Genomic DNA, 16052 nt, shown 5'->3' on the forward strand with positions numbered 1-16052 from the left:
CGTCGGCACAATTGTGCGACAATGTCGGCGTAGGGCGGTGCCCGAGAGGAGATGCCCCATGGCGTCCGCGAGTATTGCGCTCAACCGCTTCGGCCTCGGGGCCAGGCCCGACGACCGGGTGGCCGGCGATCCGAAAGCCTATCTGATCGACCAATTCGCCCGCTACGATCCTCGGCCCGCCGGCATCGCGTCGGCGCCCAATTCGCGCGCGATGGCCGCGGCGCTGGTCAAGTATCAGGACGAACGCCGGGTGATCCGTCAGCAAACGCAAGCGCCGCCTGCACCCGCGACACCCGATCCGACGATGAGCGGCACGTCGGCAGCCGCGGCGATGTCCGCCGACAAGCTGGCGATGCGCGACGCACGGCAGGTCGCCGCGCGCGCGATCCGCGCCAATTACGCGACCGCCGTCGGCGCGCGGACCAACGTCGCGCTCGGGTCTGACGCGCCGTTCGTCGAGCGGCTGGTCCAGTTCTGGTCGAACCATTTCGCGGTCTCGATCGACAAGCTCCAAGTCGTGGCGCTGGCGGGGCCGATGGAGTTCGAGGCGATCCGGCCGCATGTGCTTGGGCGGTTCGCCGACATGCTGAACGCGGTCGAGCGGCATCCCGCTATGCTACTGTATCTCGATCAGGCAGTATCGGTGGGGCCGGACAGTCCGCTCGGTCTGCGCGTTGCGGCACGCGGCCAACGCAAGGTCGGCCTCAACGAGAATCTCGCGCGCGAAATCCTCGAGCTGCACACTCTGGGGGTGCGAACCGGCTACGCGCAGGGCGACGTCACCGAATTCGCGCGCGCGATGACGGGTTGGACGGTGGCAGGGTTGGGGCGCGGACCGCGGGGTGCCACGACGCCCGGGGACTTCGTGTTCGTGCCCGCGATCCACCAGCCGGGCGACCGGACGATCCTCGGCAAACGCTATGCCGCCGCGGGCGAAGCGCAAGCGCAGGCGGTTCTCGCCGACCTCGCCGTCCACCCCGCGACCGCGACCCATATCGCGACCAAATTGACGCGGCATTTCGCCGGCGACGTGCCGCCGCCCGCGATGATCGCACGGCTGGAAAAGGCCTTTCTCGACTCCGGCGGCGATCTGCCGACCGTCTACCGTGCGATCGTCGCGTCGCCCGAGGCCTGGGTCGAGACGCCGGTGAAATTCCGGACGCCGTGGGAATGGACGATCGCGGCGATGCGCGCACTGGGCACCGCGACGGTGCAACCGGCCGCGATCCTCGGGCTCACCAACCAGCTGGGCCAGCAGGTGTGGAAGCCGGGCCAGCCGATCGGCTATGACGATCTGGCCGCGACCTGGGCGGGGCCCGACGCGATCATGCGGCGGGTCGAGGCGGCGGAGCGGTTCGCGACCCGTGCCCCCGCGGGCACCGACGCGCGTGCGCTGGCGCCGAAGCTCTTCCCCGGCGCACTGAGCAATGCGACCGCGCAGACGCTCAACCGCGCCGAAAGTCCGGGGCAGGCGCTCGCGCTGCTGTTGGTCTCGCCCGAAATGATGCGGAGATAACGCCATGATCGACCGTCGTTCCATCCTGACCCGCGGTGCGCTCGGCACGCTTGGGTTTGCGTTCGCCCCGCGCATGGCGTTCGCGCGCGCCGCGACGCCGAAGCGCTTCGTCTTCATCATCCAGCGCGGCGCGGCCGACGGCCTGGGCGTGATCGGCGCGGTCGGCGATCCGGCGTTCGGCGGCGTGCGCGGCGACCTTGCGGCCGATTTCGCGACCGGTGCGAAGCTCGACACCATTTTTGCGCTGCATCCGGCGATGACCAATGCGGCGGGGCTGTACGGCAAGGGGCAGGCGCTGTTCGCGCATGCGATCGCCTCGCCCTACCGCGACCGCTCGCATTTCGACGGGCAGAACGTGCTCGAGACTGGCGGCGACCGCGCCTATGCGGTGCGTGACGGCTGGCTCAACCGGCTGCTCGGAATCTTGCCCGCGGATCAGGCGCGCGCGATCGCGGTGGCCGCGACGGTACCGATGGCGTTGCGCGGGCCGCGCGAGATTTCGTCCTATGCGCCGTCGAACCTTCCCCAGGCGTCGGACGATCTGCTGCAGCGCGTGGCGCTGCTGTACCAGGGCGACACGCAGCTGCACGGGCTGTGGAGCGAGGCGATGGCGACGCGCGCGCTGACCAGCGATCTCGGCGCCGACAACGGCCGCAACGCCGCGGCGACCGGCACGCTGGCGGCGAAGCTGCTCTCGCCCGACAATGGCGCGCGGATCGCGATGGTCGAGACCGGCGGCTGGGACACGCATACCGGGCAGCGCGGGCGGCTCGCCGCGCAGCTGACCGGGCTCGACGCGATGATCGGCGCGCTGCAGGCCGGGCTGGGGCCGCTCTGGGCGGACACGATGGTGCTGGTCGCGACCGAGTTCGGGCGCACGGTCGCGGTCAACGGCACCGGCGGCACCGACCACGGTACCGGCGCGGCGGCGATGCTGTTCGGCGGCGACGTCAAGGGTGGCCGCGTGCTGGCGGACTGGCCGGGGTTGAGCGCGGCGTCGCTGTACGAGGCGCGCGACATCCGCCCGACCGCGCAGCTCGACGCATTCATCGGCGGCGCGGTCGCGGGGCATTTCGGCGTCGATCCGGCGCGGACGATGGCGGCGCTTTTCCCGGCCAGCGCCAAGGCGCGCGCCACCGAGGGGTTGTTGCGGGTGTGACCGTCATGCCGGACGTGTTCCGGCATCCACCGGGAGGCGAATTCGAGCGCCGAGAGTTCGTGGAACGGTGGACCCCGGAACACGTCCGGGGTGACGGAGGGTCAGAGGCGGCCTACCGTCCCCGCATGACGCGCTTCACCGTGAACAACCAGCCGGTCGAATACCGGATCGACCCCGCGACGCCCTTGCTGTGGGCGCTGCGCGACGCGTCGAACCTGACCGGCACCAAATTTGGCTGCGGCACCGGCCAGTGCGGCGCGTGCACGGTCGATGTCGACGGGCAGGCGCGGCGCAGCTGCCGGGTGCCGATCGGGACGATCGAGGGCAGCTACGTCACCACGATCGAGGGCCTGTCGCGCGAGCGCAGCCACGCGGTCCAGCTGGCCTTCATCGCCGAATCGGTGCCGCAATGCGGCTTCTGCATCCCCGGCATGATCATGGCGGCATCGGTGCTGCTCAAGAAGAACGCGGCACCAAGCGAAGAGCTGATCCGCGCGAGCATCACCAACCTGTGTCGCTGCGGCATCTATCCGCGCCTGGTCGAGGCGATCCAGCGCGCCGGCCGCGCGACGCGGGGCGAAGAGATCATCCCCGCGGGCGCACGCCCGGGGATCGATCCGGGCGACGCGGCGCGGGTGGTTCCGGCGCTCGTCGCGCCGAAGCTGTCTGATCGCTGACGAACGGGTTCAGCTTCGGCTCAACGCGGATGGTGCACATGTCGTCCATCATAAGGGCCGGCAATGTGCGCCGGCAGTCGAGGATGACGGGCATGACACGCAGCTTTCTGAAGATCCTGATGGCGGCCTCCGCACTCGTGCCGGTCGCCGCGACCGCACAACGCGGTCCCGATCCGCAAGCCGAGGGTCGCGGCCAGTGGAACGGCCAGCGCGGCGGCGACCGGGGCGGCAATCGCGGCGGCTGGAACGGCGCGCGCGCCGACCGCGCACAGCCTGCGCAACAACAGGCTCAGCCACAGGTCCAGGCGCAGCCGCAAGCGCAGCCCCAGGTCCAGTACCAGCGGCAGGCGGGTCGTCCGCAGCGCGGCGACCTGCAGAACGCGGCCCAGGGGCAGCGCGGCGGCTGGCAGAACGGCCGTCCCGATCGCTTCGCGGGGCGCAACGATGGCCCCGGTCGCCAGGATATCCAGCCCGATCGTGACGGACGTCAGGACGGGCGCAGCTATCAGGGTCGCGGCGCCCAGGGTTTTCAGGGTCGCCCCGCTCAGGGCGGCTACGACGCCCGCCAGCCCTATGGCCGCAACGATCTCGATAATCGGGGCAGCTATCAGAACCGGGGCCAGAACCGGGGCCAGAACTGGGGCCAGAACCGGGGCTACGACACGCGCCAGGCCTATGGGCGCGGCAGCTATGCCAACCGCGGCGGCTACAGCAATGGCGGCGCCTGGAACCGCGGCTGGCGGAGCGACAATCGCTATGCCTGGAGCGACTATCGCGCATCGAATCGCGGCGCCTATCGCCTGCCGCGTTATTACGCACCGAGCGGCTGGGGCTATGGCTATCGCCGGTTCGGGGTCGGCTTCACGCTGAGCAGCATCCTGTTCAACCAGAGCTACTGGATCCAGGATCCCTACACCTATCGCCTGCCCGAGGCGTACGGTCCGTATCGCTGGGTGCGCTATTACAACGACGCGCTGCTGGTCGATCTCGACAGCGGCCAGGTGGTCGATACGGTGTACGACATCTTCTGGTAACGCCCTGCCACGAAAGCTCCGTCATCCTGCCGGTCGGGGGGATGACGGACGGGCAGGGCCCTTGCGTTTCGCGCACGCGTCGGCAAGTTCGACCGCATGGGTATCTTCACCAAGACCAAATCGAAGGCCGATCCGGCCGCCGCGCTCCGCCAGGCCGCGGGGGCCGAGGTCGGCGCGCGTCTCGACGCCACCCCCGGGGCGCAGCGCGTCGCGATGAACACCGTGCAATTCTATTACCACGAGAATTTCCTCGATCCCGCGACCTGCACGCGGCTGATCGGGATGATCGATGCGAAGCGGCGGCCCTCGACGCTGCTGTCCGACACGCCCGACAGCAATTTCCGCACCAGCGAGAGCTGCGACATGGACCGGTGGTCGCCCGACGTGCAGCCGACCGACGAGGCGATCGCGACGTTGCTCGGGATCGACCTGCCGCATGGCGAGACGATGCAGGGCCAGCGCTACGCCCCCGGCCAGCACTTCCGCGCGCACCACGATTATTTCCACGAGTCCGAAAACTACTGGGCCAAGATGCAGGAACAGGGCGGCCAGCGGACCTGGACCGCGATGGTCTATCTCAACGACGTGCCAGAGGGTGGCGCGACCTGGTTCCCGCAGGCCGGCATCAAGATCGCCCCCAAGCGCGGGCTGCTGCTGGCGTGGAACAACATGAACCCTGATGGCAGCCCGAATCGCCTGACGCTGCATGAGGGCATGCCGGTGATCGAAGGCGTGAAGTATATCGTGACGAAGTGGTTTCGGGAAAGGCCGTGGATCAAGTAGCGCCCCTCAGCGCGACACAGCCGTTCTCCCGCCCCTCCACACATCCGTCACCCCAGCGCAGGCTGGGGTCTCCCGCGGCTCCTGTCCCGCGCCTGCCACGGGAGATCCCAGCCTTCGCTGGGATGACGAGTGTGGATCGGTCGAGTCCGGCGGATTGGAGGGGAAGCTTACCCCGTAAACCTCGACAAACCCGCCCCAGGCCCTACCTCGACCTCATGAACGTACTCGGCGTAAGCTCTTCGATCCTCGGCCAACCCTGGCGCTGGCGAGCCCTCGCGGCGGACCAGCGCGACGGCTTCGGCCAGGACGACCTTGTCACCCAGCTCCTCCTCGCCCGCGGCTGCCCACGCGACGATCTCGACGCGCACCGCGCCCCCTCGATCCGCGGCTTCATGCCCGACCCCTCGATCTTCCGCGACATGGACGTCGCGGCAAACCGCCTCGCCGACGCGGTGCAGGCCGGCGAGCAGGTCGCGATCTTCGGCGACTACGACGTCGACGGCGCCACCTCCGCCGCGCTGATGGTGCTCGTCCTGCGCGACCTCGGGATCGAGGCACGGCCCTATATCCCCGATCGCATGCTCGAAGGCTACGGCCCGTCGGGCGCCGCGCTGACCCGGCTCGCGGCAGAGGGCGCCACCCTGATCGTCACCGTCGATTGCGGCGCGCAGGCGTTCGAGGCGCTCGCTACCGCCCGCGACGCGGACATCGACGTGATCGTCATCGACCATCACAAATGCTCGGCCGAGCTGCCGCACGCGCTGGCGCTGGTGAACCCCAACCGGCTCGACGAAGGCGAGGGCGCCGCGCACGGGCATCTCGCCGCGGTCGGCATGTGCTTCCTCGCCGCTGCCGCGTTGGTCCGCACGCTCCGCGCCCGCGGCTGGTTCGAAACCCGCCCCGAGCCCAAGCTGATCGACCTGCTCGACATCGTCGCGCTCGGCACCGTCGCCGATGTCGCGCAGCTACGCGGGCTCAACCGCGCGTTCGTCGCACAGGGGCTCAAGGTGATGGCCGCGCGCCGCAACATCGGCGTGAACGCGCTGATCGAGGCGTCGCGCCTGACCCGCAGCCCGACCTGCACCGACCTGGGCTTCGCGCTCGGCCCCCGGATCAACGCCGGCGGCCGCGTCGGTCGCGCCGACCTCGGCGTCCGCCTGCTCACCACCCGCGACCCCGACGAGGCGCGCGCGATCGCCACCGAGCTCGACCGCCTGAACGAGGAACGCCGCGCGATCGAGACCGGCGTGCAGGAGGCCGCCGACCTACTGACCTCGAGCTCCGCCCGCGTCGCCGTCGTCTCCGGCCATGGCTGGCACGCCGGCGTGATCGGCATCGTCGCCGGGCGGCTGAAGGAAAAGCTCGGCCGCCCGGCGATCGTCATCGCGATCGACGAGAACGGCATCGGCAAGGGATCGGGCCGCTCGATCTCCGGCGTCGATCTCGGCGCGGCGGTGATGGCGGCGAAGGAGCACGGCCTGCTGATCGCGGGCGGCGGGCATGCGATGGCGGCGGGGCTGACGATCGCCGAGGCAGCGATCCCCGCTTTCGCCGAGTTCCTAGAGGAGCGCCTCGCCGCCGCGGTCGACCGGTCGAGGAGCGACCGCGCGCTGCTGCTCGACGCGGTGCTCGCGGCGGGCGGCGTCAACCCGAGCCTGGTCGAATCGATGGAGGCGGGCGGGCCCTACGGCATGGGCTGGCCCGCGCCGCGCGTGGCGATGGGGCCGGTGCGCGTGATCAAGGCGGACATCGTCGGCAACGGCCATGTCCGCACCGTGGTGGCGGGCGACGACGGCCGCAGCATCAAGGCGATGGCGTTCCGCGCCGCCGAGACGCCGCTGGGCCAGGCGCTGCTCGGCGCGCCGCCGCATCGGAAACTGTGGCTGGCGGGTCGCGCGAAGATCGACGACTGGTCCTCGCGCCCCGCGGCGGAATTGCACCTCGAAGATGCGGCCTGGGCCGACTGAAGGCTTGACGCCCGCGCCCCCGGGCCCTAGTCGCCCTCCACCACGCAGGCCCCTTCGTCTAGCGGTTAGGACGCGGCCCTTTCACGGCTGAAGCACGGGTTCGATTCCCGTAGGGGTCACCATCGTCAATCCAGAACGCGGCGGATCTCCGCCCTATCGTGCGATTTGGATCTTCCGCTGCTGAGTCGAGGTCACGCGCGGCGGTTTTGCCCCGATATTGGCCAACCAAGCGGTATCACGGAAGCGTCTGGTACACGGACGGCGTACGCAGCGGTGATCGGGTCAACCATGAACAGCCCTTAAGACTTTCTTGGGTATGACGCTCCCGCGACAGGCAAGCTGCTTGAAAACGCTTGGCAAAAACGGAATTTGCACAGGCGTTTTTTACAATCGGGACCGCAATGTGCGGATATCGGGGATCCTCGTAATCTTTTCGGCGGTTGATCACGTACCTCCGCGCGCCGGAGGGAGAGGGAGGCTGCATTGGGCCGGATAATCATGGCTGACGACGACGAGCTTGTTGCTGACGTCGCGATCGAGGCGCTCAACGCCGCAGGCCACGCCGTTGGCCTGCTCGGCGACGGCACCGATGTGATGAAAGTGCTTCGCGCAAAGAATCCGGATCTGGTGATCCTGGATTGTAACATGCCGACGAGGAGCGGCATTATCGTCTTACGCGAAATGCGCAACTCATTGGAGTTTTGCGATACGCCTGTCCTTATGTTGACCGGCCGACAAAGCGACGCCGATGAGACCCTGGCGATGTATGAGGGCGCAAACGACTATATGAAAAAGCCTTTTGATCCGGACGAACTCGTGTTCCGCGTAGAAGAACTTCTGAAAAAAAGAGCTGACGGTCTCAAACGCCGATAATTTCCCGAGGCGGCCTTGCGCAAGGCTGGGCATTAAGCATTCAGTATCGGCGACATTATGCAACAGGTTGACGCGTTACCGCCCCCGCAGCGGCTAATCCGGATCATCTACGTCGAGGACGACGCGCTGATGGCGGATATTGTCAAAGATCTCCTGACCAACGCCGGGTATCTTGTCGGCGTGATCGGGCATGGGACGCTCGCTTACGACACCATAGCGTTCAAGAAGCCCGATCTCGTGATCCTTGATCGCGCTCTTCCGGGCATGCAGGGTATCGAAATACTCCAGCGCCTGCGCGCAACGCCTCACACGTATCTGATGCCCGTGCTGATGCTCACCGCAACCGGCAGTGAACAGAACATCGATGAGGGGCTTGGGTTTGGCGCGGATGGCTACCTCGTCAAGCCGTTCGATCCGACTGTCCTCCTGCAAAAGGTGGCGAGCATTTTAGACAACAGCTTGTTCAATCGGTCGGCACGCTGACTCTCAGAGGCCGATAACGACGCTGCGCGCGGATGCCGGTTCGCGTACAGCCGCCGCGATGCGGGACGCGATGACCCTCGTCGGGACTTTGATGTCTGGCTTGATCCTAACAAATGCGGTTAACGTACTATGCACGAACACGCCGCTTTAAGGGTCTGTTCGACACTGTTCATTAGTATTTTGTTAACCTAACGGCCAGCAATGGCTTTTAAACTCCGGCTGGCAACAACCGCCTTGTTCTGCGCAACTGCGGCAACGCTTTTGTTCGCGCCGCCGGCTTACGCAGAGGCGCCGGTCCGACCTGTCCAAGGTGGCTTGCCCGCGGATCAGCGCGAACCGGCGAAGGTCCAGGCGCTTGCCGAATGGACCGTCCGGACGGCAGACAACCAGGCCTTGCCGTTCGTGATCGTCGACAAGGTTGCCGCGCGACTGTTCCTGTTCGACCGTCATGGCACGCTGACGGCGGAGTCCCCGGTGCTGGTCGGACGTGCGCGCGGTGACGTGTCGCCACCCGGAATAGGCGATCGCAAGCTGTCGCAGATTCCACCCGCCGATCGTATTACGCCTGCCGGTCGCTTCGTCGCCGATATCGGCGTCAATCTGGAAGGACGCGACGTCGTCTGGGTCGATTACGACGCCGCAGTCGCGATCCACCGCGCGACCGACATCACGCCCGGCGCTACTGCACGCGACCGTCTCGCGCGTCTCGCCAGCGCGTCGCCGCGCGATCGGCGCGTATCCTATGGCTGCATCAACGTCTCCGATGCGTTCTACGCAGACTTCATCCGCCCGACGTTCAAGGCCGGCAGCGGGATCGTCTACATCTTGCCGGAGACGGGGCCGGCCGGGGGGCTGTTCGGCCCCGCAACGGCCACCGCGGCGACCGCGCCCGCGAATTGAACCGACTGCCGCATTTCATTTTTGACCGGATGGCGTTTCGTCTCCACTAAGCCTGTCGAAGTCGGACGATCACGGGAACTAGCGCTAACATGCGGGGCAGGGGGATGGGACCGGAGGCAGCCGACATCGGGACCATGGGCGGTACCACGGCCGGTAACACGGCCGGTACCACGGGCGCGGTCGACCGCGGCGCACGGCTGGGGATCAGCCTGTCGGGTACGAACCTCGAACGCGCGGGGGACTATAACCAGCGTACCGTGCTCCAGGCGATCCGCGTCAGCGGCGAAGCGAGCCGCACCGAACTCGCCGCGATAACCGGGCTGACCGGCCCGACCATCGCCAACATCACGCGCCGGCTGCTCGATGCCGGACTGATCGCGGAGGCGGGGCGGCGCCAGGGCGCGCGCGGACAGCCGGCGGCGCAACTGGTCATCAATCCCGCTGGCAGCTTCTCGATCGGGATCAACATCGATCGCGACCACATCTCGATCGTGTCGCTCGATCTGGCGGGGACCGTGCTGACGCGCGCAACCCGCGAAGCCGCGTTTCCGATGCCCGATGAGGTGGCTGCCTGGCTCGTCGAGGAGATTGCGGCGATCCGCGCCGCGAACGTGATCGACGAACGCCGCCTGCTCGGCGTCGGCGTGGCGATGCCCGACGATTTCGGGCGGGTCAGCCTGCCACATCGTCCCTCCGCCTATGAGGTCTGGAACGATGTCGACATCACCGCGATGATCGGCGGCATCGTGCCGTGGCCGGTGCATGTCGACAATGATGCCGCGGCAGCGGCGATCGGCGAGGCGCAGTTCGGCGCGGGGATGAAGTTGCGGAGCTTCTTTTACATCCTCGTCAGCGCGGGCCTTGGCGGGGGGCTCGTGATCGACGGCAACTATTTCCGCGGCGCGGGTGCGCGCAGCGGCGAGATCGGCTTCATGCCCGATATGAGCCCGCAGGCGTTCGGGCGTACCGTCCAGCAAACCGTATCGCTGTCCGCACTCTATGCCCGGCTCGACGCGGCGGGGTGCGTCGTCGCCGGGGTCGATGCGTTGACCGGCGACGATCCCGCGGTGGCCGCGATCGTCGCGCGCTGGATCGAGGATGCCGCGCAGTCGCTGATCGCGCCGTTGATCGCGGTCAGCTGTCTGGTCGATCCGGGCGCCGTGCTGATCGGCGGCCGGTTGCCGGCGGCGCTGGTCGATGCGCTGGTCGAGCGGCTCGGCGCGATGTTGTCGTCGATCGTCCTGCCGTCTCCCGTGCGCGTGTTGCGTGCGACGATGTCCAACGACGCGCCTGCGATCGGCGCGGCGATCCTGCCGTTCCTGGACCATATCCTGCCCTCCGATGCGATCCTGATGCAGGGCGGTCGCAGCGGATGATTGATTAATGCAAATTGTCTTTGTTAATCGCCGTTTCCTGCCTAAGTCCCCTGTGTCGTACCGTGGGCGGGGGAATGACGATGGGATCGCAGCGCGCGACCATCGGGCCGGATGAACCTCGCACCACGCTGACGGCGTGTGGCGGGAGAAGACGGTGATACAGGTCGGCTTGGATTTCGGCGGGACGAAGATCGAAGCGGCGGCGCTCGGCGATGACGGACAATTCCTGAGCCGACTGCGCGTGCCGAACCCCGGCGACTATGACCAGGCGATACGCGCGGTGACCGCGCTGGTCGCCGCGGTCGAGGCCGAAGCCGGCGCCGAGGGGACGATCGGGATCGGCACGCCGGGGTCGGTATCGCCGCGCAACGGACTGATGCGCAACGCAAACTCGGTATATCTGAACGGGCGGCGGTTCCGCGAGGATCTGGAATCCGCGATCGGCCGCGCGGTACGTATGGCCAACGACGCCAACTGCCTGGCGCTGTCCGAGGCCGTTGACGGCGCTGCGGCGGGCGCGCGGTCGGCCTTTGCGGTGATCGTCGGCACCGGGTGCGGCGGCGGGCTGGTGGTCGATGGACGCATCGTCGCCGGTGCCAACGGCATCGCGGGGGAGTGGGGGCATGTATCGCTGCCTTGGCCGAGTGCGGCGGAATTCCCTGGTCCGGCCTGCTGGTGCGGGCAGCAGGGCTGCCTGGAAAGCTGGGTGTCCGGGACCGGCTTCGCGCGCGATCACCAGACGGTGGCGGGCGTGGCGCTGGACGGCCCGACGATCGTGGAGCAGGCGCGCGCCGGCGACCCGGCGGCGCTGGCGACGCTCGATCGCTATATCGATCGGCTCGGCCGCGCACTCGCCATGATCGCCAATATCGTGGATCCCGAATGTTTCGTGCTCGGCGGGGGCATGTCGAATGTCGCCGAACTCTACGAGCAGCTTCCCGCCGTGGTCCGACGCTACGCCTTTTCGGACGGATGGGACGGACGCATCGTGCCGGCGCAATGGGGCGACAGCAGCGGCGTGCGCGGCGCCGCACGGCTGTGGCCGGCCTGACCAAGGGTCACGGCGCGGATCGCAGGTCGCAGACGGAGCCACGCAGGTCGTGGCCCGGCTGGGGGCCGCCGTTGACGAAGCCGAGATAGGCCTTGCGGCGCAGGTCGTAGCCCGGCCAGCGTGGCAGACCGGGCGCGTTGGGATCGCCGGTGCGCGCGAAGGCGAGCCAATAGGCCTGCATCGGCGGCGCACCGGGCTCGAATTCGTCGGTACCGGCCATCACATAGCGGATTTCGCTGCCGTGCGTGACGGGCTTGCCGTCGGGCCCGGTGTAATCGAAGTGATAGTGCCAGACCGCCCGCCCCGCGCGCGCGCGCGCCGCGGCGAGCGTGGTCGCCGGGCAGCGGAAGTTGATGTCGTTGGACAGGATCAGGTCGAGGTCGCCCATGCGCGGATCGGCGGCCGGAATGCCGTCGAGACCATAAGCCTTGCGCGCCGCGGCGGGGTTGGCCGGGAACGCCGCGGCGGTCGCCTCGCCCGCGCGCGTCACGCCGCCGTGCAGGGTCAGCTCGCGTGCGTTGCTGCCGACGATCAGCGGCGCGGGGTTGTCGGTGCCCGACAGCAAGACCTCCGGCGTGTCGGGCAGCACGCGGCCGTCGACGATCGCCTGCAGCCAGATGAAACTCTTGTCCGCCAGGCCGGGCACCGCGACCGCCTCGGTCGCGGCGATGAGCTGCGCGACCGGCAGCGCGCGGAGCGCCGCCGCGGTCTGCGCGATCCCGGCTTGCGCGGCGATCAGCGTGCCGAGCCGTTCGTTCTCGGCCAGGCTGCGCGGCGGTGTGCCGAACCCGGGCGTGCCGCTTTCCTCGATCGCCTTGGCGAACAGCCCGCGCGAACCGGGGCTCAGCAGGTGCAGCCCGACATCCATCGCCCCCGCGCTCTCGCCGAACAAGGTAACGTTGCCGGGATCGCCACCGAACGCAGCGATATTGTCGCGCACCCAGCGGAGCGCCGCCTGCTGGTCCATCAGCCCGTAATTGCCCGAGGCGCCGCCGCCTTCGCGGGTCAGCGCGGGGTGCGACAGGAAGCCGAGCGCGCCGAGACGATATTGCAGGCTGACGAGGACCACGCCGTGGCGCACCAGCCCCGATTGGATCGTACCGGCGCCGCCACCGGCATAGTTCGAACCGCCATGGATCCACACCATGACCGGCATCGGCGTCGCGGGAGTCCGGTCGGGCGTCGCGACCTCGAGATACAGGCAATCCTCGCTGGCATAGCTGGCCGCCGCGGTGTTCCAGCCCCGATCGACCTGCGGACAGGAGGGCGCCGAGCGCGTGGCATCGCGCACCGCTTTCCAGCGCCTCACTGGGCGCGGCGGCTTCCACCGCAGCGGCCCGGTCGGTGCTGCCGCATAGGGAATGCCGCGATACAGCTCGCGGGCGTCAGCGGTCACCTCGCCGCGCACCGGGCCCTGCTTCGTCGGAACGACGGCGGTGGCGAGCGACAGCGCGGCGAGCAGGATCATCGTGCGATGATGGCGCGGATGGGGGCCGGTTTGGCCAGCGCCGCCTTGAACGCGCGCTCGGCCACGGGTGCCATCACCGCATAGCCGGCGGGGGTCGGATGTACGTGATCCGAGGACAGCCCGTCGCGCATGCCGAGCGTCCCTGGCGCGGCCAATGCCGTCCAATAATCGGCGTAGGTCGATTCGGTGGCGGCGGCATAGGATTTCAGCCACGCGTTCATCGCCACGATCTTGCTCCCGGTGTCGAGGCCCGGCCGCCAGGGATAGCGGTCGGCCGGCGGAATCGACGCGAGGATGACGCGGATGCCGTTGGCCTGCGCCAATTCGGTCATCGCGCGGATATTGGCCTTGCTCTCGTCGGGAGTCATCGGCCCGGTGTTGAAGGCGATGTCGTTGGTACCCGCCATGATCTGCACGACGGCGGGTTTGAGCGCGATGACGTCGGCTGGGAAGCGCACGAGCATCTGCGGCGTGGTCTGTCCGCCGATCCCGCGGCCGATCCGCCCGGCGGAGAAGAACGCGGGCACCTGATCGTACCAGCCCTGCGTGATCGAATCGCCGATCAACACGATGCGCGGCTGGCCGGCGACGGGCGCGGGCAAGGCAGCATTGGCGTCGCGGTAGCGGCCCAGATACGCCCAATCGGTGTGCAGCCGCTCCTCGGCTTCCTTGGCCCATTGCGCTTTCTGTTCGGCCGTGGGGTCGGCGGCGAGCGCGGGTACGGCGACGCACAGCATCAGCGCGGAGAGGAGGAGGCGGGTCATCGGGCGTTCCTAACGGGTCAAGGGAGCCGGGCGAGGCGGACGGCGCTGCCGCCCGATCCCGCCAATATCAGCTGGAGCGAGTCGCGCGCGGTAACGATACGCGTCGTGGTGACGACATCGGTAGCGGTGGGGCCATCCTGCCAGATCGTCGCGGTGAAACGGCCCGCGCCGAGGAACGCGAGCGGGACGTCGAGCGTCCGCGGCGCTTCGTCGGTCATCGCACCGAGATACCAGTCCCGGCCGGATCGGCGCGCGATCACGATCTGCTCGCCGATCGCGCCCGAGACGACCCGTGTCTCGTCCCAACTGGCGGGGACAGCGCGCAGGAATGCCATCCCCGCCGCGCCGGCATAATTGTCCGGACTGTCGGCCACGCCCATGAACGGACTGTCGAACACGACGTACATGGCCAGCGCTTGACCGCGCGTGGTCTGCACCATCGGGGTCTGCGGCTCGATACGGAACGTCTCCGGCGTGGCGTTGCGGAACCCGCCCGGCGTGTAATCATACGGGCCGGCCAGCCCGCGCGTGAACGGCAGGGTGACGTTATGGCGCGCGGTGATGCGACGGGTCCATTTGTTGTATTCGGCGCCCAGCACGCCTTCTTGCGTCAGGAACTGCGGCCAGGTGCGAGTCGCGCCGGTCGGGTGATACGCCCCGTGCAGATCGAGCATGAGGTGGTGATCGGCGCTGGCCTTGAAGATGCGCTGATAGAATTCGACGATCTGCTGGTCGCTGCGATCCATGAAATCGACCTTGACGCCCTTGATGCCCATCGCGGCATAGCGATCGAACGCGGCATCCATCTTGGCGTCCAGCACGCGCCAGTTGGCCCATAGCCACAGCCCCACCTTGCGCTGCGCGGCGTAGCGGACGAGCGCGGGCAGATCGAGCGTGGGGACGACGGTCATGATATCGGCGCCGGGATAGACCAGCGGGCCGCCGCCGCTGTTGATGTACCAGCCCTCGTCGATCAGCATGTAGGGCAGCGCGTTGGCCGCGGCGAAATCGATGTAGCGCTTGATCGTGGCGTCGTTCATCGCCGCGCCGCCCGGCAGGCTCTTGAGCGTCGGCCCATTCCACCAGTCCCACGCCGTCTTGCCCGGTTTCACCCAGGAAAAATCGCGGTCGGGCGCGGGATTGAGGTTGGTGAGGATCGGGGATTCGATCAGCGCGCCCGGCGTTTCGCCCAGCATCACCACGCGCCACGGCGTGGTCAGCGGGGTGGTGCGCAGATCGGCCTTCACGGCAATGGCGGGATCGTCGAGCCGCGGCGTCAGGCGCAGCGCCATGCCGAGCGCGCCCGTCTCGCGCCCGGTGAGATAGGCCCCGGCATAGTCGTGCAGGTCAGCCTCGGTGATCGAGAAGCTCGTGTCGCCGATGCCGGTGCGGCAGGTGAACGGGGTTTCGTACAGATGATGCGGCCGCACCTGCGAACTCGACACCGGATCATATTCACCCTCGTGGCTGGTGTCGAAGCGGCCGAGATTGAGCCCCCAGCACCGGTAATCGGCGGGGAAGGCGAATTCGGTCAGTTCACCGGCGAGGCGCAGATCGGTGACGCCGGGCTGGACCGGCAGGCGATAGCGAAACGCGACACCGTCGTCATAGGCGCGGAAGATGATGTCGAGCTTGCGGTGCGCGCCGCCGGTCTCGGCGAGCGACAAGACGAGTTCGTTATAGTGATCCCGCGCGCGCGACGCCTTGCCGGCGATCAGCCGATAGCGGGTGTCCGCGCTGCGCGGCGTCGCGCCGACGACCTGCGTGTCGGGCCCGAGTTTCTTGTACGCTTCGAACGCGAGGCCGAGCGCCGAGGTACCGATCACGGGGCGCCCGTGCAGCGCGACGGCATAGGTGGGCCCCTTGCTCACAGCGTCCTGGCCGATGGTCACGACGACCGACCCGTCCGGCGACGCGAGCCGGTGCTGCTGCGCGGTGGCGCTGGCGGCGCCGCCGAACAGGGCGACGGCGAGCAGCGTGGCGGCGGCGACGCGGTTCATC

14 protein-coding genes and 1 tRNA gene are annotated in these 16052 nt (G+C 68.4%); 12 read left to right on the forward strand and 3 right to left on the reverse strand.

The genetic code is table 11. The features are described 5' to 3' along the window. Positions 1 to 58 precede the first annotated feature (58 nt). The 12 genes from U1701_RS13870 to U1701_RS13925 all read left to right on the forward strand — a co-directional run bounded on the left by U1701_RS13870 (position 59) and on the right by U1701_RS13925 (position 11819). Positions 59 to 1516, forward strand: coding sequence for a DUF1800 domain-containing protein (locus tag U1701_RS13870; protein WP_332783158.1), 1458 nt, complete (start codon positions 59 to 61; stop codon positions 1514 to 1516). A gap of 4 nt (positions 1517 to 1520) precedes the next feature. Next, positions 1521 to 2675, forward strand: a complete 1155-nt coding sequence (locus U1701_RS13875) for a DUF1501 domain-containing protein (RefSeq protein ID WP_332783159.1) — start codon at positions 1521 to 1523, stop codon at positions 2673 to 2675. Positions 2676 to 2800: 125 nt separating this feature from the next. Beyond that, positions 2801 to 3352 (forward strand): (2Fe-2S)-binding protein, encoded by a 552-nt coding sequence (locus U1701_RS13880; protein ID WP_332783160.1) that lies wholly within the window; start codon positions 2801 to 2803, stop codon positions 3350 to 3352. 92 nt (positions 3353 to 3444) lie between these two features. Then, positions 3445 to 4386, forward strand: a complete 942-nt coding sequence (locus tag U1701_RS13885; protein WP_332783161.1) for an RcnB family protein — start codon at positions 3445 to 3447, stop codon at positions 4384 to 4386. 96 nt (positions 4387 to 4482) lie between these two features. After that, complete coding sequence (locus tag U1701_RS13890; RefSeq protein WP_332783162.1) at positions 4483 to 5169, forward strand: prolyl hydroxylase family protein; 687 nt, start codon at positions 4483 to 4485, stop codon at positions 5167 to 5169. A 215-nt stretch (positions 5170 to 5384) separates the two neighbouring features. Continuing rightward, positions 5385 to 7136, forward strand: coding sequence for a single-stranded-DNA-specific exonuclease RecJ (gene recJ, locus U1701_RS13895; RefSeq protein WP_332783163.1), 1752 nt, complete (start codon positions 5385 to 5387; stop codon positions 7134 to 7136). Between the two features lie 47 nt (positions 7137 to 7183). Further along, positions 7184 to 7258: transfer RNA gene (locus tag U1701_RS13900), tRNA-Glu, on the forward strand. A 376-nt stretch (positions 7259 to 7634) separates the two neighbouring features. Next, complete coding sequence (locus U1701_RS13905) at positions 7635 to 8009, forward strand: response regulator transcription factor (RefSeq protein ID WP_332783164.1); 375 nt, start codon at positions 7635 to 7637, stop codon at positions 8007 to 8009. Positions 8010 to 8066: 57 nt separating this feature from the next. Next, entirely contained in the window at positions 8067 to 8492 is a 426-nt protein-coding gene (locus U1701_RS13910; protein WP_332783165.1) for a response regulator transcription factor, read from the forward strand. Positions 8493 to 8807: 315 nt separating this feature from the next. Continuing rightward, positions 8808 to 9392, forward strand: a complete 585-nt coding sequence (locus tag U1701_RS13915; RefSeq protein WP_332783166.1) for a L,D-transpeptidase — start codon at positions 8808 to 8810, stop codon at positions 9390 to 9392. 134 nt (positions 9393 to 9526) lie between these two features. Next, a complete protein-coding gene (locus tag U1701_RS13920; RefSeq protein WP_332783167.1) occupies positions 9527 to 10768 on the forward strand; it encodes an ROK family transcriptional regulator in 1242 nt (413 codons plus the stop codon). Positions 10769 to 10922: 154 nt separating this feature from the next. Then, positions 10923 to 11819 carry an ROK family protein gene (locus U1701_RS13925; protein WP_332783168.1) on the forward strand — a complete coding sequence of 299 codons (897 nt, stop codon included), beginning with the start codon at positions 10923 to 10925 and terminating at the stop codon, positions 11817 to 11819. Positions 11820 to 11826: 7 nt separating this feature from the next. Here U1701_RS13925 and U1701_RS13930 read toward each other — a convergent pair whose 3' ends face one another. Genes U1701_RS13930 through U1701_RS13940 form a run of 3 tightly spaced genes read right to left on the reverse strand, consistent with a single transcriptional unit; the run spans position 11827 to position 16051 of the window. Further along, positions 11827 to 13287, reverse strand: coding sequence for a carboxylesterase/lipase family protein (locus tag U1701_RS13930; protein WP_332783169.1), 1461 nt, complete (start codon positions 13285 to 13287; stop codon positions 11827 to 11829). Next, positions 13284 to 14051, reverse strand: coding sequence for a GDSL-type esterase/lipase family protein (locus tag U1701_RS13935; RefSeq protein WP_332783170.1), 768 nt, complete (start codon positions 14049 to 14051; stop codon positions 13284 to 13286). Before U1701_RS13935 ends, U1701_RS13930 begins: the two co-directional genes overlap by 4 nt. 17 nt (positions 14052 to 14068) lie before the next feature. After that, the gene (locus U1701_RS13940; RefSeq protein WP_332783171.1) at positions 14069 to 16051 is read right to left on the reverse strand and encodes a glycoside hydrolase family 97 protein; all 1983 of its coding nucleotides are present in this window, start codon (positions 16049 to 16051) and stop codon (positions 14069 to 14071) included. Position 16052 lies beyond the last annotated feature (1 nt).

The organism is Sphingomonas rhamnosi (assembly GCF_036663615.1).
In the GTDB taxonomy this organism is placed as follows: domain Bacteria; phylum Pseudomonadota; class Alphaproteobacteria; order Sphingomonadales; family Sphingomonadaceae; genus Sphingomonas.